Source organism: Marivita sp. GX14005 (assembly GCF_023370775.1).
Lineage (GTDB): Bacteria > Pseudomonadota > Alphaproteobacteria > Rhodobacterales > Rhodobacteraceae > Marivita.
In genome coordinates this window covers 177,457-198,272 of the sequence record NZ_JAMCCQ010000003.1, presented here as the reverse complement: position 1 = coordinate 198,272, position 20,816 = coordinate 177,457, and the positions used below count along the sequence as shown (strand labels likewise).

Below are 20,816 nucleotides of genomic sequence, written 5' to 3'. Positions count from 1 at the left end.
TCACTCCGGCGCCTTCGTGGTCAGCGCAAGCGCGTGCAGCTCGCCCTGCGAGCCGTCCATCTTGCCCTTGAGCGCCGCATAGACCGCGCGCTGCTGCTGCACCCGGTTCTTGCCGCGAAAGCTCTCGTCCACGACCTCGGCGGCATAGTGGTTCCCGTCTCCGGCAAGATCGGTGATGGTGATCTTCGCGTCGGGAAACTCGGCGCGGATCAGATCCTCGATCTCCTGCGCTTGCATGGCCATGTGGCGCCCTCCGTTATTGGTATTGCAAATGCATGTATGCCGCCGCGCCATGTAGCGCAAGGCGGCGCGAGGTCAGGCGTCGAGCGTCACCCAGACCGGCACGTGATCCGACGGTTTCTCACCGGCGCGAACCTCTTTCTCGATCCAGCAATCGGTCATCATGTCGGCGCAGCCCGGCGTGAGCAGAAAATGATCGATGCGGATCCCGTTGTTCCGCTCCCATGCGCCGGCCTGGTAATCCCAGAAGGAGTAATGCCCGCCGCCCTGGGTGCGGGCGCGGAAGGCTTCGGTGAATCCAAGGTTGAGGATCTCGCGGAACGCCGCGCGCGTTTGCGGCAGAAAGAGCGCGTCATCCACCCATCTTTCAGGATGCGCGGCATCCTCGGGCTGCGGGATGACATTGTAATCGCCTGCCATCAGCGCCGGCATCTCATCGGCCAGCAGCGCCTCGGCCCGCGCCTTCAGCCGCGCCATCCAGGCCAGCTTGTAGTCGTATTTCGGCCCCGGCGCCGGGTTGCCATTGGGCAGGTAGAGCCCGCAGAGCCGCACCGCGTCCTTGTCTCCGATCACCGTCGCCTCGATCCAGCGCGCCTGTTCGTCGCTGGAATCGCCGGGCAAGCCGCGCACGATATCCTCGAGCGGCAGCTTCGACAGGATCGCGACCCCGTTGAAGCCCTTCTGCCCGTGGGTTTCGACCCGGTAGCCCAGATCCTCGATCGCCTCGCGCGGGAAGCCTTCATCGACCGACTTGATCTCCTGCAAAAGCACCACGTCGGGCGCGCTACCCTGCAGCCAATCGATCAGGGCGGGCAGGCGGGCCTTGATTCCGTTGATATTGAACGTCGCGATCTTCATCGGGCATCTCCGGGGCTTTTGCCTCTCTATCCCAACTGGCCAGCCCGCCTGCAAGGCGCAAAGCCGCGAATCGAGGGGCGGTGATTCCGGGCCTCGCGAGGCGGATCAGCCCGAAAGTGATACCGCTTTTCACGGCTCGCCTGTGGGTTGTTAGGGCACCGAAAACTTATCCCCAGTTTTTTCGCTCATGTGGATAACCAAAACTCACCTGACGTCAAAACAACCTATAGGAGAGTGTTCATGTGGATAACCTGCGGCAACACATCCTAAGCAAGAATTTATCTTCTCAACTTCAATTTTTGCGTGCCAGCCTGTCTCCATCAACCACGCCAAAGGAGGCACCAATGACCGCAGTTCGTAAAATCCAGACTACCGAATTCTTCGTGCAGGATCAGCGCAATATTGCCGGCCACAGCGATATTCACGAGGGCGATGCGACCGCGCTCTACACCTCGGCCTCGGGCCCGCTCGGCAGCTGCGCGTTCCTGGGCAGCGCCGTAGAGGCGTTCACCTCCGCGTCCATGCCGACGACCTCCGTCGCCAGCACCGGCAACGCGGTCGAAGCGTTCACCTCCGCGTCCATGCCGACGACCTCCGGCGCCAGCACCGGCGACGCTGTCGAGGCCTTCACCTCCGCGTCCATGCCAACGACCTCCGACGCCAGCACCGGCAACGCGGTCGAAGCGTTCACCTCCGCGTCCATGCCGACGACCTCCGGCGCCAGCACCGGCAACGCGGTCGAAGCGTTCACTTCGGCGTCCGGTCCGGTCACGCTCGAGAAGACGCATCAGGGCGAAGGCTGCGCGCTCTTCACCTCGGCGTCCTGATCGGAACCGACCCGGGACGGGGCGGCCCGTCCTTCGACCCAAATGGAGGCACGGATATGACTAATGTCATTCAACTTACCCCCCCGTCCCGGATCGACACTCCCGAAGCGCGTCTCGGCGCGCTTCTGGGCTGCTTTGCCGATCACCGGCGCTTTGGCGACGATGTGTTCTGGCTCAAGGAAAACGCCGAGATCCTGAATATCCTGGAATGCACGGGGGCCGCACCGGGCGAGGCTGCGCTCGCGCCCTATGTCGAATTCTACCGCAGCATCGAAAAGCGGATGCGCTTTTTCCCGCAATATTACCGCTTCTTCCTGTCCATCGCGCTCGATCTGGAAGATCTCGGCATGGCCGGGGACACGGCGGAGGCGCTGGTGCGCTGGACGGAGGCGCAAAACCTTCCGCAGGCGGAGCTTTCCGATCTGCAGCGGCTTGAAGCGGTGCGCCTGATGGCGCGGCGCGGCATCACGCCCAGGGGCGACATTCCGGCGCTGCACAGCCGCGTGCGCGAGTTCATGGCGCGTTCCGACACATTCGCGCTGCCGAACAAGAAGGCGGCCTATGAGCTGACACATATCGTCTTCTATCTCAGCGAATACGGCCGCCGCGATCCGCAACTCGACGAAGCGGCGAAGCGCAGCCTGCATTTCGCCGGGCTTCTGGCCTTCATCGAGCAGAATGCCGATCTTCTGTCGGAAATCTGCATCGCGCTGCGCCACGCCGGCGATACGCCGCCGCCGATGTGGACCGATTGGCTGAAACGCGAAACCGCGCTCTTTGCGGTCACGCCGGGGGAAGACGTGAGCATCCAGGACGACTACCACGAATTCCTGGTCTGCAACTGGCACCAGGCCACCGCAGGCGATGCCGCCTTCGCCAAGGGCTTCACGCAAGGCCGGATGCGCTTTGACCGCAGTGACGCCCGCGCCACGCCCATGCGCGAGATGTCCGAGGCGATGTTCAATCTCGACGAAGGGCGCAGCGGCGACTGGTTGTCGATGCGGCCCTATATGGAAGACGCGCTTTCCCCGCAGGCCATGGACGTTCTGGCGCAGGCCGAACTCTCATCGCGTCATTTCGAGGATTTCTTCCACGGTTTCGCCCGCGGCACCTGATCCCGGCTTCTCTGTTTCAAAAATATCTCGGGGGGAGGCGCATCGCGCCGGGGGGCAGCGCCCCCCTTTTTCCCTACATCGAGAAACTGGTGCCGCAGCCGCAGGAGGACGCGGCGTTCGGGTTCTCGATCACGAAACGCGCGCCGATGATCTCTTCGGAGAAATCGATCACCGCATCGGCCAGGAAGGGCAGGGATACCGAATCCACCACCACCTTTTCGCCGCGCCCTTCGAGAACCAGATCGTCCTCCGCCGGCGCATCGAGCTTGATCTCGTATTGAAACCCCGAACACCCGCCCCCTTCGACGGCGACGCGCAGGGCCTTGCCCTCGGCGCTGGCGCCGATTTCGGAAAGCCGTTCGAAGGCGCGGTCGGTGACTTTGGGCGGCAACTGCATCTTGTCCTCGGGTTTGCTTTAATTCGCGTCCAACCCCGAATATAAGGGCAGTCGGGACAGGCGACAAGAACAGGCGGGGCTGCGATGACAGCGCGATTTGCGTGCGATCCGGGCGGATCACGAGGCAGGCTCCATCCTGAGGAGGAAAGCGCCTTCCGCTCCTGCTTTCAACGCGACCGGGATCGGATCATCCACGCTTCGGCCTTCCGGCGGCTGAAACACAAGACACAGGTCTTCATCGAACACGAGGGCGATTACTTCCGCACCCGGCTGACCCATTCCATCGAGGTCGGACAGGTGGCGCGCACCATCGCCAAGGTGCTTGGCCTCGATCTGGAACTGACAGAGGCGGTCGCGCTGGCGCATGATCTCGGCCACACGCCCTTTGGCCATACCGGCGAGGACGCGCTCAATGCACTCATGCAGCCCTATGGCGGTTTCGATCACAACGCGCAGGCCATTCGCATCGTCACCTCGCTGGAACGCCATTACGCCGATTTCGACGGTCTGAACCTGACCTGGGAAACGCTGGAGGGGATCGCCAAGCATAACGGGCCTGTCGGGGATCCGGTGCCCTATGCTCTCGCCGATTACAACGCGCGGCACGATCTGGAGCTTTCCACCCATGCCAGTGCCGAGGCACAGGTGGCGGCCCTGGCCGATGACATCGCCTATAATCATCACGATCTGCATGACGGGTTGCGGGCCGAGTTGTTCTCAACGGACGAGCTGGCCGGGCTTCCCATTGTCGCGGACTGCTTTGCGGAGGTGGATCGCCTCTATCCCGACCTCAATTATTACCGGCGCCGGCACGAGGCATTGCGGCGGTTCTTCGGCATACTGGTCTCTGACGTGATCGCCGTCACGCACGGCAATCTTGCCGAACTCGAACCGCAAAGCCCCGGCGATGTGCGCCGCGCGGGGCGCATGATGGTGCAATTCTCGCCCGCGCTCTGGTCCGATCTGCAAACGATCCGCAGCTTCCTCTTTCATCGGATGTATCGCGCGCCGGATGTCGTCGAGATGCGCGCGCAGGTCACGCAGGTGATCGAGACGCTTTTCCCGCTCTACATGGCCGATCCGGCGCTTCTGCCGAAACAATGGCGCAAGGATGTCGCCGAAATTCGCTCGGACACGGAACTTGCGCGCATCGTCGCGGATTACATCGCCGGGATGACCGACAGGTTCGCCCTGCAGGAACATGCACGCCTGACAGGATCGGATGTGCTGATGAACCGACCCTGAAGGAAAGAGATACATGGCAACACCCGCAGAGGCCGGCCTGAGCCCGGTGACCGCTTTCGCTCTTGTCGGCGTTCTTGGCGTGGGCGCGCAGTGGCTCGCCTGGCGGCTGAACCTGCCGGCCATCGTGCTGATGCTGGGGGCCGGTCTGGTGGTCGGCCCGGTGCTCGGAATCCTCGATCCCTCCGCGGCGCTCGGCGATCTGCTGCAACCCATCATCGCGATCGCCGTGGCGATCATTCTCTTCGAGGGCGGGCTCACGCTGAACTTCAGGCGCCTTGCCGATGCGGCGGTCGGAGTGCGGCGGCTCGTCTATGTCGGCGCGCCGATGGGCTGGCTGGTCTCGACCCTGGTGCTGCACTTCATCGGCGGGCTGAGCTGGGCCACATCGGCGGTGTTCGGCGGCATCATGATCGTGACCGGACCGACGGTGATCTCGCCGCTCCTGCGCCAGGCACGGCTGAAACGGCGGCCGGCGGCGCTCTTGCAGTGGGAGGCGATCGTCAACGATCCGCTCGGCGCGCTTGCGGCGGTGTTCGCCTTCGAGGTGGTTCTGGTCTGGCAAGCCTCCGAAACGCTCGGCGAGGCGGCCTTCGATCTCGGTGTCGGCCTCGTCGTGGCGGTGATCGTTGGGGTTCTCGCGGGTTGGGGGCTGGCGCAATCCTTCAAACAGGGATGGGTGCCGGAATACATGAAGGTTCCGGTGCTTTTCGTGACCGTATTGGGCACCTTCGCCGCAACGGATGCGGTCTTGCACGAAAGCGGGCTTTTGGCGGTGACGATCATGGGCGTCTGGATCGCCAACGCGAACCTGCCGAGCCATGCCGAAATGCACCGTTTCAAGGAACATGCGACGATCCTTCTCGTCTCGGGCGTGTTCATCCTGCTCGCCTCGAACCTGAGCCGCGAGACGCTGGCCAGCCTGAACTGGCAAACGGTGGCGACGGTGCTGGCGGTGATCGTCATCGCGCGTCCGGTCACGGTGGTCGCCTCCCTCGCGTTCTCGAACGTGCCTTACTCCGAACGCCTGCTCATCGCCTTCACCGGCCCGCGCGGGGTCGTGCTCGTCGCGGTGGCGGGGCTTTTCGGCGACCGTCTTGTGCAGGCGGGGATCGAGGATGCCGCCGGTATCGCGCCGCTTGCCTTTGCGCTGGTCGCCGGAACGGTGGTGCTTCACGGCTTCACGCTCAAACCGCTGGCCAGCTATTTCGGATTGACGGCGGCGTCCTCTCCGGGCGTGCTGATCGTGGGCGGCAACCGCTGGAGCGTCGAGTTCGGCAAGATCCTCGACAAGCTGGAGTTCCCGGTGATGATCTCCGATCCCAACCACCGCCATCTGCGCGACGCGCGCAAGGCGGGGCTGCGCGTCTATACGGGCGATATTCTTTCGGAAGGGGCCGAACACAGGCTCGATCTTATGGCCTATCAAACGGTGATCGCCGCAACCGGGAACGATGCCTATAACACGCTCGTCGCGACCGATCTGGCCCCCGAATTCGGGCGCGAGAACGTGTTTCAGATCACCCGCGAGACCTCGGACAGCGAACGCTATGCCTTGCCGCCCAAGCTGGGCGGGCGTCCCATCGGCGCGGGCGAGACCTTCCTCGAGGTGCAGAACCGCATGTGGGACAACTGGGAAATCCGCGCGACCACGCTGTCGGAGGAGTTCACCATAGACGATTGGCGCGAGAAGAACCCCAAGGGCATCTTGCTGGCCGATATCGGACCGAAAGGCACGCTGCGCATCCTCGGCCCTGAAAGCGAACCGAAGGACGAGGACGGCACGAGGATCATCGCCATGGTGCCGATGCGCGAGAAGCGGGCGCGGGCCGAGGGGCAGGCCTGAGCAGCGTTTGACGCCGCGCGCCAGAATGATAGAGGACATGCGAGACAAAGGACGCATGACATGAACCTCTTTTCCGACATTCGGGCGCTGGTGATCGACAGTTTGAACGCGATGGTTGCGGATGGCGATCTGCCGGACGGGCTTGGCTTCGAGAACGTGACGGTCGAGCCGCCGCGCGATCCGCTGCATGGCGACATGGCAACCAACGCCGCGATGGTGCTGGCCAAGCCATCCGGCTGCAAACCACGCGAGATTGCGGAGGCTCTGGCGGGCCGGTTGACCGCCGATCCGCGCGTGGCAAGCGCCGAGGTGGCCGGACCGGGGTTTCTGAACCTGCGGCTGGAAAACAGCGTTTGGCAGGGATTGCCCGCAACGATCCTGTCCAACGGTGCCGACTTCGGCCGCTCCGTCATCGGGCAGGGCAAGCGCGTCAATGTCGAGTTCGTCAGCACCAACCCGACAGGGCCGATCCATGTCGGGCATACTCGGGGCGCGGTTTTCGGGGATTCGCTGGCATCGCTGCTCCAATACGCGGGCTACGAGGTCACGCGGGAATATTACATCAACGACGGCGGCGCGCAGGTCGATGTGCTCGCGCGGTCGGTGTATCTGCGCTATCTCGAAGCGCACGGGCAGGAAGTTGCGTTCGAGGAGGGCACCTATCCCGGCGACTATCTCATCGAGGTCGGGGAGGCGCTCAAGGATCGCGTCGGGGATGCGTATATCGGACAGCCCGAAGAGGTCTGGCTCGAAGAGGTGCGCGACTACGCGACCGACGCGATGATGATGCTCATAAAGGTCGATCTCGGGCTTCTGGGCGTCGAGATGGACAATTACTTCAGCGAAAAATCGCTCTACGGCACCGGCAAGATCGAAGCCGCGATTCAGGCGCTCGATGACAAGGGCCTGATCTATACCGGCGTGCTGGAGCCGCCCAAGGGCAAGACCCCCGAGGACTGGGAGCCGCGCGAGCAGACGCTGTTCAAGTCGACCGCGCACGGCGATGACGTGGACCGGCCGATCAAGAAATCCGACGGAAGCTGGACTTATTTCGCCCCCGACATCGCCTATCACTACGACAAGATCCAGCGCGGCTATGACCTGCTGATCGACGTTTTCGGCGCCGATCACGGCGGCTACGTCAAACGCATGAAGGCCGCCGTTTCGGCACTGTCGGACGGCAAGACACCGCTCGACATCAAGCTGACGCAGCTGGTCAAGCTCTACAAGAACGGTGAGCCCTACAAGATGTCCAAGCGGGCAGGGACATTCGTGACCCTGTCGGACGTGGTCGAACAGGTCGGCCCGGACGTGACGCGCTTCGTCATGCTGACGCGCAAGAACGACGCGCCGCTCGATTTCGATTTCGACAAGGTGCTGGAGCAATCCAAGGACAACCCCGTTTTCTACGTGCAATACGCCAATGCGCGGGTGAACTCGGTGCTGCGCAAGGCGCACGAGGCCGGTATGGATGTGAGCGACGCCGCGCTAAAGGGTGCCGATCTGTCCGGCATGACGCATGAGAGCGAACTGGCGGTCGCGCGGAAACTCGCCGAATGGCCGCGCCTGGTGGAGATCGCGGCGCGCAGCAACGAGCCGCACCGGATCGCTTTCTACCTCTACGAACTGGCCTCCGAGCTGCATGCGCTCTGGAACAAGGGCAATGACGTGCCCGAGTTGCGGTTTTTGCAGGAAGGCAACACAGAAGCGTCGCAGGCGAAAATCGCCCTCGCTAAGGCTGTGTCGGTTGTTATTTCCGCCGGTCTTGGTATTTTGGGTGTCACGCCAGCCGAAGAAATGCGCTGATCAAAAGCGCCGTGGCTGGCCGAGGCAAAGGCAAGAAACGACCGGTACGCAAACGCACCGGGCAGTGAGGCAGACATGGCAGACATTCACATGACGGGCCCCGTCCATGCCGGCGGGGCGCCCCGAAATCTGGCATCGGCGGCCAATTGGCTTGGCGCGGCGATGTCGCTGGCGCTGATCGTCGGCGTTGCGGTCTGGGGATACAGGCTCATCATGCGCGACGTCTCGGGCGTGCCGGTGGTGCGCGCCATCGAAGGGCCGATGCGCGTGGCACCCGACGATCCGGGCGGCAAGATCGCGCGGCATAATGGGCTGGCGGTGAACGATATCGCCGGAACCAGCACCTCCGCGCCGCCGCCCGATCAACTGGTCCTCGCACCGCAACCGCTCGATATCACCGACGAGGATGTGCCGGTCGCGCAGCTGGCCGCCGCGCGCGAGGCTGCCGGGATCGATCTCGAGGATACCGAACAGGTCGCGCTCGCGTCCTTCCAGCAGGATGCCGCAGGCGATCCGATGCCGCTGGCAGAGGCCGATATCGCCAATGCCGAGGACCCGATCAAGGCACTGGCCGATCAGATCGCCGCGAAGGCCGAACCTTTGGGCGAGATTGACGCGGCATCTGGCGGTTTCTCCGAAGGTATAGAGGTCGCCGCGCTCATTCCGGCCTCCGTTCCCGGTGTAGCGCGTTCGCTGCGCCCCTCCCTGCGCCCGAGCGGATTGCGCCAAGCTGCGCTTTCGGCCCCCGAGCCCGCCCCATCCGCAGCGGCGGAGCTTTCGCCGGACAACATTCCCGCCGGCACGCGGCTGGTCCAGTTCGGCGCCTATGACAGCGCGGAGATCGCGCGCGAGCAATGGGCCAAGCTCGATGCCCGCTTCGACGAATATCTCGATGAGAAAAGCCGCGTGATCGAAAAGGCCAGCTCCGGCGGGCGCGTGTTCTACCGGCTGCGGGCGCATGGCTTTGCCGATCTGAGCGACTCGCGCCGCTTCTGCGCCGCGCTGCTGGCGGAAGGGGCCGATTGTATCCCCGTGGTCAGCCGGTGAGCCACCGGTCTTTCGGAGCCGCGATCTTCGGCTGCGATGGCGCGCGCCTGTCCCCGGACGAGCGCGCGTTTTTCGCGGATGCGAACCCGTTCGGCTTCATTCTCTTCGACCGGAACCTCGAAACGCCGGATCAGATCCGCGCGCTGACCTCAGATCTGCGCGCGGCTCTGGGGCGCGATGCGCCGATCCTCATCGATCAGGAGGGCGGGCGGGTGCAACGCCTGCGCCCGCCGCTCGCGCGCGATTGGCTGCCGCCGCTGGATCATGTCGAACGACTTGGCCCGAACGCCGCCGAGGGCATGGCGCTACGCTATACGATCATCGCCGCCGAGCTTCGCGCGCTCGGCATCGATGTGAACTGCGCCCCGATGCTGGATGTCGCGCGGCCTGAAACGCATCCGTTCCTGCGCAACCGCTGCTACGGCTCGGATGTGGACACCGTCATCAGGATCGGCCGCGCCGTCGCGGACGGGCTGCTGGCGGGCGGTGCGGCGCCCGTGCTCAAACACCTGCCCGGCCACGGGCGCGCGCAGATGGACAGCCATCTCGACCTGCCCCGGATCGACGCGCCGGCAGAGGTTCTGGCCTCCACCGATTTCGCCGCATTTCGCCCCTTCGCCGACCTGACGATGGGCATGACCGCACATTTGGTCTACAGCGCGTTGGGGGAAACCGAACCGGCCACGACCTCGCCTTCGATGATCGCCCGCATCCGCCGCGATCTGGGTTTCGGCGGGCTTTTGATGACAGACGATATCTCCATGCAGGCGCTCACCGGCACGATCCCCGAACGCGGCGCGGCGGCGCTCGCGGCGGGCTGCGATCTGGTGCTGCATTGCAACGGCGATCTGGCAGAGCGGGTGGCACTGATGGCGCGGATCGGCTCCATGAGCGAGGCGGGCCAGATCCGCGCCGAGGCGGCTTTGCGCGCACGCCCGCAGCCCGCTCAGGTTGACATCAGCGCCTGCGCCGCCAAGCTGGCAGCACTGGAACAGGAGCCGCGCGCATGACCGGCGGGAGCGTGGAGACAATCGGGAACGCGGTGGCCGAACGGCTTGCCGCCGAGGCGCTGATCGTCGATGTTGACGGGTTCGAAGGCCCGCTCGACCTGCTTTTGAGCCTGAGCCGCACGCAGAAGGTCGATCTGCGCAAGATCTCGGTGCTGCAACTGGCACGCCAGTATCTCAGCTTCGTCGAAAAGGCCAAGGAACTTCGGATCGAGCTGGCCGCCGATTACCTTGTCATGGCGGCTTGGCTCGCCTTTCTCAAATCGCGCTTGCTCCTGCCGCCCGATCCCGAAGAAGACGGACCGTCCGGCGAGGAATTGGCCGCGCATCTCGCCTTTCAACTCGAACGGCTCCAGGCCATGCGCGATGTGGCGGCGCGGCTGATGGCGCGCGACCGGCTGGGGCGCGATTTCTTCGCGCGCGGCCTGCCCGAACAGGTGGAGCGCGTGCGCAAGGTGCGATACACCGCCACGCTGCTCGATCTGATGCAGGGCTATGCGCGCATCCGCACGCGCGATGAATTCCGCCCCTTCGTGATGGATCGCGATGCGGTCTTCACGATGGAAGAGGCGCTGGAGCGGATGCGCGGGTTGATCGGGTTCGCCGGCACCTGGACCGATATCGCGACCTACATGCCCGAGGGCTGGACCGCCGATCCGGCGCGCTGGCGCTCGGCCACGGCGTCGACCTTCGCCGCCTCTCTCGAACTGGCGAAGGAGGGCAAGGTCGAACTGCGCCAGACAGACACTTTCGCCCCGATCGAGCTGCGCCGGAGGGAGCCGCGAGGTGAGTAAGGACGATGCGACCGAAAAGAGCCTTTTCGAGGCTCCACCGCTCAGCGAACAGGAGCGGATGGTCGAGGCCATCCTCTTCGCCACCGCCGAGCCGGTCAGCGTGGCCGAGCTGAACGCGCGCCTGCCGCATGGCAGCGATGCCGCCGAGGCGCTGCGGCATCTGCGCAACCGCTATGCGGGGCGCGGCGTCAACGTCGTGCGGGTCGGCGATGCCTGGGCGATCCGCACGGCGGCCGATCTGGGTTTCCTGATGCAAAAGGAAACCGTCGAGACCCGCAAGCTGAGCCGTGCGGCGATCGAAACGCTGGCGATCATCGCCTATCACCAGCCCGTCACCCGCGCCGAGATCGAGGAGATCCGCGGCGTGTCGGTGAGCCGCGGCACGGTGGATCAGCTCCTGGAGATGGAATGGGTGCGTTTCGGCCGGCGGCGGATGACGCCGGGGCGGCCTGTGACATTCGTGGTGACGCAGGATTTCCTCGATCATTTCGGACTCGAATCGGCGCGCGACCTGCCGGGACTGAAGGAATTGCGCTCTGCCGGTCTGCTCGAAAATCGACCACCGCCGGGAACCTTGCCTCAGCCGGGTGAGGGGGATGTCGACGCGCAGGAGGCACCGGATACCGGGCAATCGGAACTTTTCGAAGACTGACGCGAGGCTTTCCGTTGACGGAAAGCCTTCGATGCATCGATGCATCGAAAGCGCGCACAATGTCAGAAAATCGTCTTAATTGTCCGATAAGCTAAAAAGAAAGCAGTCAGGACAGGCAGGAGGACGCGATGAACGTCAACCAGATCATCAACATGGTTCTGCGCACGGTGATGCGCCGGGTCGTCAATTCGGGGATCAACGCCGGAATGAACGCCGGGCACAAGGCCATCACCAAGCGCCGCAAGCCCGCGCCGCCAAAGGATGCGCCCCGCCGTTAGGCGCTGGCGAAATGCTTGGACAGCTTGAGCCCCTGTCCCTGATAATTCGACGCGATTCCCGCGCCGTATAGCTGGCTCGGGGCTTCGTCCATCTGCTCATAGACCAGCCGTCCGACGATCTGGCCATGCTCCAGAACAAACGGCGCCTCATGGCAGCGCACTTCCAGCACACCGCGCGAGCCCAGCCCGCCCGCCGCGTCATGGCCGAAACCGGGATCGAAGAAGCCGGCGTAATGCACGCGAAATTCGCCGACCATCGCCAGGAACGGGGCCATTTCGGCGGCGTAATTGGGCGGGATATGCACCGCCTCGCGGCTGACGAGAATATAGAACGCATCCGGATCGAGAATGAGCCGGCCATCGTCGCTGCGCAGCTCTTCCCAGAACTCCTGCGGCGCGTAGTGGTTCAGCTTGTCGAGATCGATCACCCCGGTATGCGGCTTGGCGCGATATCCCACGAGATTGCCCCGCTCTGGGCGCAGATCGACGGAAAAGCCCAGCCCGTCGCCGATGGTCGGCGGACCGCCGGTGACCAGCGTTTCCGCCTCGTGCAAGGCGCGCAGCGCGTCGTCGCTCAGCACCGATTGCCCGTTGCGGAACCGGATCTGGTTGAGCCGCATGCCGGGGCGCACGAGAACCGAAAAGGAGCGCGGGCAAATCTCGGCATAAAGCGGGCCGGCATAGCCGGGCGCAATGCGGTCGAACTCGGTGCCGTCATCGGTGATCGTTCGGGTCAGCAGATCGAGCCGTCCGGTCGAACTTTTCGCATTGGCCACCGCGCTGATGCCGGAGGGCAGGGCGAGCCGTTCCATCAGAGGCACGAGATAGACGCAGCCTTTCTCAAGAACCGCGCCGCCGGATAGCGGTATGCGGTGCATTTCCAGATCGGGCAGGCGATCCTCGATCCGGCGTCCCTTGCCGGGCAAAAAGGAGGCACGGATGCGATAGGCGGTCTCGCCGAGCCGCAGATCGAGGCTGGCCGGTTGGACCTGGCCGTCGACAAAGGACGCCTCCGCCGAGATCATTCCGCCATCGATCAGGCCACGAATCTGCTGGTTGGCCAAAACGCCTGTCATGTCGCGCGATTCCCCTTTTGATTTGCATAGCAAGGGTTTCGCAGCGTGACGATAGGGAATGTGGTAGGCTGAATTGGTCGGGCTAGCAGGACTCGAACCTGCGACCTTCCGTCCCCCAGACGGACGCGCTACCAGGCTGCGCCATAGCCCGACTGCCGCCTGTCATAACGGATCTGACCCGCGCCGCAAGTGCGAATTTCAGCTTTCGCGTCAGCGGATACGCTGCCGGAGCTGTTCGGCGAGCGGTGCGATGCGCCGGGCCGTGTCGGGCGACAAATGCACCAGTTTCGACAAATGACTGAGCGCGCCGGGGCGCGGTTCGGACTGATCGGGCTGCTTGGCGGGCGAGGGTGCCGGAGTGCCGTTTATTGGCGCTGCGTCCGGTTCGTCGGCGGGCGGCGGAGGGGTTTCAGCGACCTCGACGGGCGCGTCGGTTGCGATTGCACCGGTATCCGGCGCGGCCTCGGCAGGTTCGGTGTCCTCTGCTTCGGCGGCGGTGCGTTCCACCTCCGGCATGGGCTCGGCGATTTCCGGCTCCGGGGTGAGTTGCTCGGCCACCGGCTCGGGCCTCTCTGCCGGTTGCCTCTCCGGTTCGGGTTGGTCTTCGCAAGCCGCCTCGGCCATTTCCGGCGCAGCAGCGGGTTCGGGTTCGATGGGAAGCTGCGGCTGGCTTTCCGGCGCGCGTTTGGCGAAGGGCACGACCGTATCCACGGGATCGGCCGCAGGCGCATCGATCAGATCGATCTCCTCGCCGGTTTCCTCGTCCTCTGCGACGTTGAGCGGGCAGAGCCCCGCGACATGCCGGATCCCCTGTTCGCGAAGGATCTTCTGCACGCCCTTGATGGTCATGCCATCCTCGTGCAGCAATTTCTTGATCCCGCCGAGAAGCCGCATATCCGCAGGGCGGTAATAGCGGCGCCCGCCGGCGCGCTTGACCGGCTTGACCTGCGTGAACTTGCTTTCCCAGAACCGCAGCACATGCGCGGGGGTCTCCAGCCAGTCGGCAACCTCGCTGATGGTGCGGAACGCATCTGCCGATTTGTTCATCGGGCTACCTCTTGTTGCCTGCGGCAACCCGGTCTTTCATCAGATGCGAGGGCCGGAAGGTCAGCACCCGGCGCGGATTGATCGGCACTTCCTCCCCGGTCTTGGGATTGCGGCCGACACGCGCCGCCTTGTCGCGGGTGGAGAAGGTGCCGAAAGACGAGATCTTCACCTGCTCCCCGGCGACGAGCGCGTCGGACATGTAGTTCAGCACGCTTTCCACAAGCTCCGCGCTTTCATTGCGCGACAGGCCCACTTCCCGAAAGACCGCTTCGCTGAGATCCATGCGAGTCAGTGTATTTTGCCCCATGCGGCACCCCCCGTTCGTTTGCGATAGCATGGGGCGTGCGATTTTCCGAGTCAATATCAACGGCTTGGAGCCCGCGATTTACGGGGTTTCCCGCCTACCAGCGCAGGACGATGGCGCCCCAGGCCAGCCCGCCGCCGATGGCCTCGGTCACGATGACATCGCCCTTGCGGATCTGGCCGTTTTCCACCCCGACCGACAGCGCCAGTGGTATCGAGGCCGCCGAGGTGTTGCCGTGATCCTGAACGGTCACGACCACGCGTTCCATCGGCAGGCCGAGCTTGCGCGCGGTGCCCTGGATGATGCGGATATTGGCCTGATGCGGCACGATCCAATCCACCTCATCGGGCGATATGCCGGCCTTGTCCATCGCGCTCGTTGCCGTCTTGGCGAGCTTTTCGACCGCGTGGCGGAACACTTCCTTGCCCTGCATCCGCAGATGCCCGGTGCTTTGCGTGCTCACGCCGCCATCGACATAGAGGATATCGCGGTGCTGGCCGTCCGAATGAAGATCGACCGACAGGATGCCGCGATCGGCCTTGTCGCCGTGCCCGTCCTGCGCTTCAAGGATGACCGCGCCGGCGCCATCGCCGAAGAGAACGCAGGTGCTGCGGTCGGTCCAGTCCATGATGCGGCTGAAGGTTTCGGCCCCGATCACCATGATCCGCCGGGCCTGTCCGGACAGGATCATCGCGTTGGCGGTGCTCATCGCATAGATGAAACCGGCGCAGACCGCCTGCACGTCGAAGGCAAAGCCGCGTGTCATGCCGAGTGCCGATTGCACCATCGTGGCCGCCGACGGGAAGGTCAGATCGGGGGTGGAGGTCGCGAGTATGATCGCATCGAGATCATTTGCCGCGAGTCCCGCGTTCTCAAGCGCACGCCGGGCGGCATGGGTCGCCAGATCCGAGGTGGTTTCGTCCTCGGCCGCGAAATGCCGCCGCTCGATGCCCGAGCGGGAGCGGATCCATTCGTCCGACGTATCGAGCGAGGTTTCGAACTCGGAGTTCGGGATGATCCGTTCGGGCAGGTAATGACCGACCCCAGTGACGGTTGCGCGCATGGTCATGCCTGGCCCTCCTCGCCGGGATCCGCTTCCGCGATGGCGTCGGCGGTGATGTCGGTGATCGATTCCAGACGTGCGGCGAGCCGTTCGGAAAACCCGGTCTGCGCCAGTTGCAGCGCCAGTTCTATGGCGGCCGATACGCCGGTTTCATCCGCCGATCCGTGCGATTTGACGACCGTGCCATTGAGCCCGAGAAAGACACCGCCATTCTTGCGCCGCGGATCGATCCGGCGCTGGAAGCGGCGCAGCGAGGGCAGGGCCACGACCGAGCCGAGGCGCGACAGGATCGAATGCCCGAAGGCCTCGCGCAGCCGCTCCCCGATCATCTGGGCCGTGCCTTCGCCGGTTTTCAGCGCGACATTGCCGGTAAAACCGTCGGTGACGATCACGTCGCAGACCGAACCGGGCAGATCGCCGCCCTCGAGGAAACCGACGAAATCGAACTCTGCTCGGTCGGCCGCCTTGCCGATTAGCTCATGCGCTTCCTTGAGCTCGGCGCGGCCCTTGTGTTCCTCGGTCCCGACATTGAGCAAGCCGACGCGCGGGCGCATCAGATCGAGCCCGTTGCGGGCATAGGACACGCCCATCAGCGCGTATTGCAAAAGATCGCGGGCATCGGCGCGGATATCGGCCCCGACATCCAGCATGACGTTAAAGCCCTGCGGATTGCGCGAGGGCCAGAGAATCGCGATGGCAGGGCGATTGACGCCGGGCAGCTTGCGCAGCCGGATCGTCGACAGCGCCATCAGCGCGCCGGTGTTGCCGCAGGACACCGCGACCGTCGCTTCGCCATCGCGCACGGCGTCGATGGCGGACCACATGGAGGTGCCTTGCCCGTTGCGCAGCACCTGCGCCGGCTTGTCTTCCATCGACACGACGCCTTCGACATCGCGAATGGTGCAGCGGCCCGACAGCGTATCGCGCCGCGCGATCAGACGCGACAATTCCGCCTCCGGCCCGTGGACCAGAAAGCGGATTTCGGAATGTGCCTTCGCAGACAGCGCCATGCCGGCGACAACAGCCGCCGGCCCCAGATCGCCGCCCATCGCGTCGATCGATAGCATGATCGGCGCATCACCCACCTGGTTATGATCCTGCGAGGAGGTCATGCGGAGGGATACGCCTTATCGTCGCTTATGCCGCGTCTTCGTCCAGGTCGATTTCGTCGGCCTGCGCGATCACTTCGCGATCGGCGTAATGGCCGCAGGACGGGCAGACGTGATGCGGGCGCTTGAGTTCACCGCAGTTCGAACATTCGTTCGGATTCGCGGCGCTCAGGGCGTCATGTGCGCGGCGGTTGTTACGACGCGACTTGGATACTTTGTTCTGTTGGACAGCCATGTCTCAACCTCAATTGTCTATAATCACTGGCATGTGCGCCATGCCGCGTTTCAGGGTGTGTCCGCCTCATACGGGGAAACCGTGCCGGGGTGCAACCCCACCTCAGATGAAGGCGCGAACATAGGGGCAAACGCGAAATGCGCAAGCCTTTTCTGCTGCCTTTCAGCCGCCGTTCTTATCGAGCTTTTCGCGCAGCGCGGCAAGGCCGGAAAAGGGTTTGGTCTCCTCGTCGCGCATCGGCGCCACGCCCTCTTCGGCAAAGACCGCTTCGCCAAGCTCGGCATCGGGAGCGCGGGGATAATCGGGCAGGGCGAGCGAGAGCGATTCCATCATCACCGCCCAGACGGAGATGCTGCGGCCCAAAGGTTCCAGCGTCGTGTCCTCGGGCATCTCGGTCTCCGATCCGTCCTCCGGCTCGGCGATCTGCTCGGGCGGCACGAAACTACGCCGCACGTCTTCGTCGAGCCGCGTGGTCACCAGGGCCAGCGTGACGACACAGGGCTGAACGACCGTCGCGCCAAGCTGCGCGGTCAGCAGCCAGCCGCGCGCGCCATCGGCGGCGATCTGCCCCTGAAACCGCAACTTCTTCAGCGCGGAGATGCCAAGCTCTTCGGCGATGGCCTGCCGCTCCTCGGGGCTCGGGTCGAGATCGAAGGCGGTCGGTTGCCGGGTGGATAGCGCGCTGACGCGGAACTCGGCCGATTTCGGGGTTTGCTGGGACATGGATGAAACGAACCCTTTGCTTGAACGCCGGCCAAAGGCCGTGTAATCGGGATAAAAGGCAGAGAACGCCAACGCAAGAGAGGCGCCATGCAGGGTTTCGGATCGACGCTGAGGATCGGGGTGGCAGCGCTTGCGCTCGTCGCGCTTGCGGGCTGTTCCGAGCGTATCCGCTCGCACGGATATGTGCCCTCGGATGCCGATTTGCAACAGATCGTGCCCGGCGTCGATACACGGGCGACGGTCGAGGACATGATCGGCGTGCCGTCGACCTCCGGCACGCTGAAGGATTCGGGCTTCTATTATGTCGAAAGCGATGTGCGCCATTTCGCGTGGCAGCGCCCTGAAGTGGTGAACCGGGAGGTTCTCGCGATCACCTTCGATGGTGCGGGCGTGGTTCAGAATATCGAACGCTACGGGCTGCGCGATGGCCGCGTGGTGCCTCTGACGCGCCGTATCACCCGGTCGGGCGACGGCGATATCGGCTTCATCCGCAAGCTGTTCGGCAATATCGGCGGTCTGAACGCGGCGGATTTCCTCAACTGATGACCCTGGCTTGCCCGGCGCTTGCGCGGCGCGCTCCGGCGGTCTCGCTCGCGCTGGCGGGCTATCGCGCGCGGATCGGCTCGGCGCCGGGGCTCGCGCGCACCGCGCTTAAGCTGCGTTCTGCCGCATTCCGCGCGGGGGCGATGGATCGCGATGCCCATGACGATCAGTGCCTGCACGGGCTGGTCGAAAGCCCCGGCGGCGCGGCGGTGCTGGCCTTCCGGTTGACACTCATAGAGACACCGGCGGAGTTGCCGGCCTGTTATACCGGACAGGACTACGATCTGGCTCCCCTGATGGCCGCGCGCGGCCCGTTCCTCGAACTGGGGCGTTTTTGCCAATCGGGCACCGCCGGACCGGACGCGCTGCGGCTCGGCTGGGCAGCAATCGGCGCGGCGGCGGAGCAAGCGGGCGTGCGGATGATCTTCGGTTGCAGCTCCTTTCCCGGCGCGGACCCGCAACGTCACGCCGCCGCGCTTGCCTGGCTTGGCGCACACCGTTTGGGGCCTGCGGGGTTACGCCCGCGCCGCAAGTCAGCGGACGCGGTGGAACTTCCCAGGGCCGCGGCCGATCCCGCCGGGCTTCCGCGCCTCATGCGGAGCTATCTCAACCTGGGCGGATGGGTCGGCGATCATGCCGTGCGCGACACGGATCTCGACCGGCTGCACATCTTCACCGCGCTGAACATCAATGCCATCCCGCCCCGGCGCAAGGCCCGCGTGCGCGCGCTGGCGCAGATGGCCCGCCCCCTTGACCTTGCAAACGCCGCGCCGTAGCGCCACATCATGGCTGTGATCCCTCTTTTGCAACTCAACGACATCTCGCTCACCTTCGGCGGAGATCCGGTGTTCGACGGTCTGAACCTCGTGGTGCAACCGGGCGACCGCGTGGCGCTGGTGGGGCGGAACGGGTCGGGAAAATCGACGCTGATGAAGGTGATGGCCGGGCTGGTCGAGCCCGACAGCGGCGAGCGCATCGTGCCGCAGGGCGCCAGCACCGGCTATATGGAGCAGGATCCCGACCTGTTTTCCTTCGAGACGCTGGGCGATTACGCAATGCACGGGCTGGACCCTGCGGAGTTCTACAAGGTCGAACGCGCCGGCGAAGGGCTGAAATTCGACCCTGCGCGCCCGGTCGGCACCGCCTCTGGCGGCGAGCGGCGCCGCGCGGCGCTGGCCCGCCTGATGGCACAGGATCCCGAACTCATGCTGCTGGACGAGCCGACGAACCATCTTGATATCGAGGCGATCGGCTGGCTGGAGGACGAACTCAAGCGCACCCGCAAAGCCTTCGTGCTGATCAGCCACGACCGGCGTTTCCTGTCCGAACTGACCCGCGCGACGCTCTGGATCGACCGGGGGCAGGTGCGGCGGCAGGAAAAGGGGTTCGACGCCTTCGAAGCCTGGCGTGACCGGGTCTGGGAGGAGGAGGACCAGCAGCGCCACAAGCTGAACCGCAAGATCAAGGCCGAGGCCAGATGGGCGGTCGAAGGCATCAGCGCGCGGCGCAAGCGCAACATGGGCCGTGTGCGCGCCTTGCAGGATCTGCGCAGCGAGCGTGCGGCGATGATCGCACGGCCCGACACGGCGGCGATGGCGCTGGCATCGGGGCCGAAATCCGGGCGCAAGGTGATCGAGGCCAAGGGGCTGGCCAAGCGCTTCGGCGACACGGTGATCCTGCGTGATTTCTCGCTCACCGTACAGCGCGGCGACCGGGTCGCCTTCGTCGGCCCGAATGGCGTCGGCAAGACGACGGTGATCCGCATCCTGATGGGCGAGATCGAGCCGGATGCCGGAACGGTGAAGCTGGGCACCAACCTGGTGCCTGCGGTGTTCGATCAGACCCGCGCCCGGCTCGATGGCGATCTCAGCTTGTGGGAGAACCTCACCGGCGATCCCGAAATGCGCGTGTCCGGCAAGGCCGATCAGATCATGGTGCGCGGCGCACCGAAGCATGTGGTCGGCTACCTCAAGGAATTTCTGTTCGATGAGGCGCAGGCCCGCGCGCCCGTGCGCTCGCTATCGGGCGGTGAAAAGGCGCGGCTCTTGCTTGCCAAGATCATGGCGCGGGAATCGAACCTTCTGGTACTGGACGAACCGACCAACGATCTCGATGTCGAAACGCTCGATCTTCTGCAGGATCTGCTGGGCGAGTATGACGGCACGGTGCTGCTGATCAGCCATGACCGCGATTTCCTCGACCGCGTCGCGACCACCACGGTTGCGATGGAGGGGCAGGGGCGCGCCATCGTCTATGCCGGCGGCTGGAGCGATTATCGCGCGCAGCGCGGCGAAGATGGGCCGGCCCCCGTGGCGGAAGCGAAACCCGCAGCCAAACCAGCCAAGCCATCCGCCCCGGCGGCGAAACCGAAATCGGGGCTCAGTTTCACCGAAAAGCACCGGCTCGAGGAACTCCCGGCCGAGATCGATCGGCTGACGGCCGAGATCGCCAAGCTCGAAACGCTGCTGGCCGATCCCGATCTCTTCACACGCGAGCCAATGAAATTCCGCAAGGCGTCCGAGGCGCTGGCCGAACGGCAAACGGCGCTGTCCGAGGCGGAGGATCTGTGGCTCGATCTGTCGGAAAAGGCCGAAGCCGGGTGACACA

At 64.7% G+C, this 20,816-nt stretch carries 23 protein-coding genes and 1 tRNA gene; 13 read left to right on the top strand and 11 right to left on the bottom strand.

Features of this window, described 5'->3' with window-relative positions:
• On the bottom strand, positions 1–243 hold the full coding sequence (locus M3465_RS11155; protein ID WP_249501822.1) for a BolA/IbaG family iron-sulfur metabolism protein: 243 nt from the start codon (positions 241–243) through the stop codon (positions 1–3).
• 72 nt (positions 244–315) lie between these two features.
• Positions 316–1,098: an exodeoxyribonuclease III gene (gene xth / locus M3465_RS11150; protein ID WP_249501821.1), complete on the bottom strand. Its 783-nt coding sequence runs from the start codon at positions 1,096–1,098 to the stop codon at positions 316–318.
• A gap of 344 nt (positions 1,099–1,442) precedes the next feature.
• Here xth and M3465_RS11145 point away from each other — a divergent pair, with 344 nt between their 5' ends.
• Complete coding sequence (locus tag M3465_RS11145; protein WP_249501820.1) at positions 1,443–1,925, top strand: DUF6749 family protein; 483 nt, start codon at positions 1,443–1,445, stop codon at positions 1,923–1,925.
• 56 nt (positions 1,926–1,981) lie between these two features.
• Positions 1,982–3,040: a DUF6902 family protein gene (locus M3465_RS11140; protein ID WP_249501819.1), complete on the top strand. Its 1,059-nt coding sequence runs from the start codon at positions 1,982–1,984 to the stop codon at positions 3,038–3,040.
• 73 nt (positions 3,041–3,113) lie between these two features.
• Here the strand turns inward: M3465_RS11140 and M3465_RS11135 are convergent, their stop codons facing one another.
• Positions 3,114–3,437, bottom strand: a complete 324-nt coding sequence (locus M3465_RS11135) for a HesB/IscA family protein (RefSeq protein WP_249501818.1) — start codon at positions 3,435–3,437, stop codon at positions 3,114–3,116.
• An 84-nt stretch (positions 3,438–3,521) separates the two neighbouring features.
• Between M3465_RS11135 and M3465_RS11130 the strand changes: the two genes are divergently transcribed.
• From M3465_RS11130 to M3465_RS11095, 8 genes are all read left to right on the top strand, one after another.
• Entirely contained in the window at positions 3,522–4,682 is a 1,161-nt protein-coding gene (locus M3465_RS11130; protein ID WP_249501817.1) for a deoxyguanosinetriphosphate triphosphohydrolase, read from the top strand.
• 13 nt (positions 4,683–4,695) lie between these two features.
• Positions 4,696–6,525: a cation:proton antiporter gene (locus tag M3465_RS11125; RefSeq protein WP_249501816.1), complete on the top strand. Its 1,830-nt coding sequence runs from the start codon at positions 4,696–4,698 to the stop codon at positions 6,523–6,525.
• Positions 6,526–6,585: 60 nt separating this feature from the next.
• Positions 6,586–8,331 carry an arginine--tRNA ligase gene (gene argS, locus M3465_RS11120; protein ID WP_249501815.1) on the top strand — a complete coding sequence of 582 codons (1,746 nt, stop codon included), beginning with the start codon at positions 6,586–6,588 and terminating at the stop codon, positions 8,329–8,331.
• A gap of 75 nt (positions 8,332–8,406) precedes the next feature.
• Entirely contained in the window at positions 8,407–9,378 is a 972-nt protein-coding gene (locus tag M3465_RS11115) for an SPOR domain-containing protein (RefSeq protein WP_249501814.1), read from the top strand.
• Positions 9,375–10,388 carry a glycoside hydrolase family 3 N-terminal domain-containing protein gene (locus tag M3465_RS11110; protein ID WP_249501813.1) on the top strand — a complete coding sequence of 338 codons (1,014 nt, stop codon included), beginning with the start codon at positions 9,375–9,377 and terminating at the stop codon, positions 10,386–10,388. Before M3465_RS11115 ends, M3465_RS11110 begins: the two co-directional genes overlap by 4 nt.
• Complete coding sequence (locus M3465_RS11105; RefSeq protein ID WP_249501812.1) at positions 10,385–11,179, top strand: segregation and condensation protein A; 795 nt, start codon at positions 10,385–10,387, stop codon at positions 11,177–11,179. The genes M3465_RS11110 and M3465_RS11105 overlap by 4 nt, the downstream gene beginning before the upstream one ends.
• Positions 11,172–11,831 carry an SMC-Scp complex subunit ScpB gene (scpB, locus tag M3465_RS11100; RefSeq protein WP_249501811.1) on the top strand — a complete coding sequence of 220 codons (660 nt, stop codon included), beginning with the start codon at positions 11,172–11,174 and terminating at the stop codon, positions 11,829–11,831. The genes M3465_RS11105 and scpB overlap by 8 nt, the downstream gene beginning before the upstream one ends.
• A 128-nt stretch (positions 11,832–11,959) precedes the next feature.
• Positions 11,960–12,109 carry a hypothetical protein gene (locus tag M3465_RS11095; RefSeq protein WP_249501810.1) on the top strand — a complete coding sequence of 50 codons (150 nt, stop codon included), beginning with the start codon at positions 11,960–11,962 and terminating at the stop codon, positions 12,107–12,109.
• On the opposite strand, the gene M3465_RS11090 is transcribed toward M3465_RS11095, so the two are convergent.
• The 8 genes from M3465_RS11090 to M3465_RS11055 form a co-directional block, all read right to left on the bottom strand.
• On the bottom strand, positions 12,106–13,185 hold the full coding sequence (locus M3465_RS11090) for a 2'-deoxycytidine 5'-triphosphate deaminase (protein ID WP_249501809.1): 1,080 nt from the start codon (positions 13,183–13,185) through the stop codon (positions 12,106–12,108). The genes M3465_RS11095 and M3465_RS11090 overlap by 4 nt on opposite strands.
• Before the next feature lie 74 nt (positions 13,186–13,259).
• Positions 13,260–13,336, bottom strand: a tRNA-Pro gene (locus tag M3465_RS11085).
• Between the two features lie 59 nt (positions 13,337–13,395).
• Complete coding sequence (locus tag M3465_RS11080) at positions 13,396–14,232, bottom strand: MerR family transcriptional regulator (protein WP_249501808.1); 837 nt, start codon at positions 14,230–14,232, stop codon at positions 13,396–13,398.
• A gap of 4 nt (positions 14,233–14,236) precedes the next feature.
• A complete protein-coding gene (ihfA, locus tag M3465_RS11075; RefSeq protein WP_249501807.1) occupies positions 14,237–14,539 on the bottom strand; it encodes an integration host factor subunit alpha in 303 nt (100 codons plus the stop codon).
• A gap of 94 nt (positions 14,540–14,633) precedes the next feature.
• Positions 14,634–15,605 (bottom strand): beta-ketoacyl-ACP synthase III, encoded by a 972-nt coding sequence (locus M3465_RS11070; RefSeq protein ID WP_249501806.1) that lies wholly within the window; start codon positions 15,603–15,605, stop codon positions 14,634–14,636.
• Positions 15,602–16,711 carry a phosphate acyltransferase PlsX gene (gene plsX / locus M3465_RS11065; RefSeq protein ID WP_249501805.1) on the bottom strand — a complete coding sequence of 370 codons (1,110 nt, stop codon included), beginning with the start codon at positions 16,709–16,711 and terminating at the stop codon, positions 15,602–15,604. Before plsX ends, M3465_RS11070 begins: the two co-directional genes overlap by 4 nt.
• 25 nt (positions 16,712–16,736) lie before the next feature.
• The gene (rpmF, locus tag M3465_RS11060) at positions 16,737–16,943 is read right to left on the bottom strand and encodes a 50S ribosomal protein L32 (RefSeq protein ID WP_249501804.1); all 207 of its coding nucleotides are present in this window, start codon (positions 16,941–16,943) and stop codon (positions 16,737–16,739) included.
• Positions 16,944–17,105: 162 nt separating this feature from the next.
• A complete protein-coding gene (locus tag M3465_RS11055) occupies positions 17,106–17,666 on the bottom strand; it encodes a YceD family protein (RefSeq protein ID WP_249501803.1) in 561 nt (186 codons plus the stop codon).
• A gap of 87 nt (positions 17,667–17,753) precedes the next feature.
• Here M3465_RS11055 and M3465_RS11050 point away from each other — a divergent pair, with 87 nt between their 5' ends.
• From M3465_RS11050 to M3465_RS11040, 3 genes are read left to right on the top strand one after another with little or no spacing between them, the layout of a single operon-like run.
• The gene (locus M3465_RS11050) at positions 17,754–18,209 is read left to right on the top strand and encodes an outer membrane protein assembly factor BamE (RefSeq protein ID WP_249501802.1); all 456 of its coding nucleotides are present in this window, start codon (positions 17,754–17,756) and stop codon (positions 18,207–18,209) included.
• Positions 18,209–18,985: a GNAT family N-acyltransferase gene (locus M3465_RS11045; RefSeq protein WP_249501801.1), complete on the top strand. Its 777-nt coding sequence runs from the start codon at positions 18,209–18,211 to the stop codon at positions 18,983–18,985. The genes M3465_RS11050 and M3465_RS11045 overlap by 1 nt, the downstream gene beginning before the upstream one ends.
• A gap of 9 nt (positions 18,986–18,994) precedes the next feature.
• Positions 18,995–20,812 carry an ABC-F family ATP-binding cassette domain-containing protein gene (locus M3465_RS11040; RefSeq protein ID WP_249501800.1) on the top strand — a complete coding sequence of 606 codons (1,818 nt, stop codon included), beginning with the start codon at positions 18,995–18,997 and terminating at the stop codon, positions 20,810–20,812.
• Positions 20,813–20,816 lie beyond the last annotated feature (4 nt).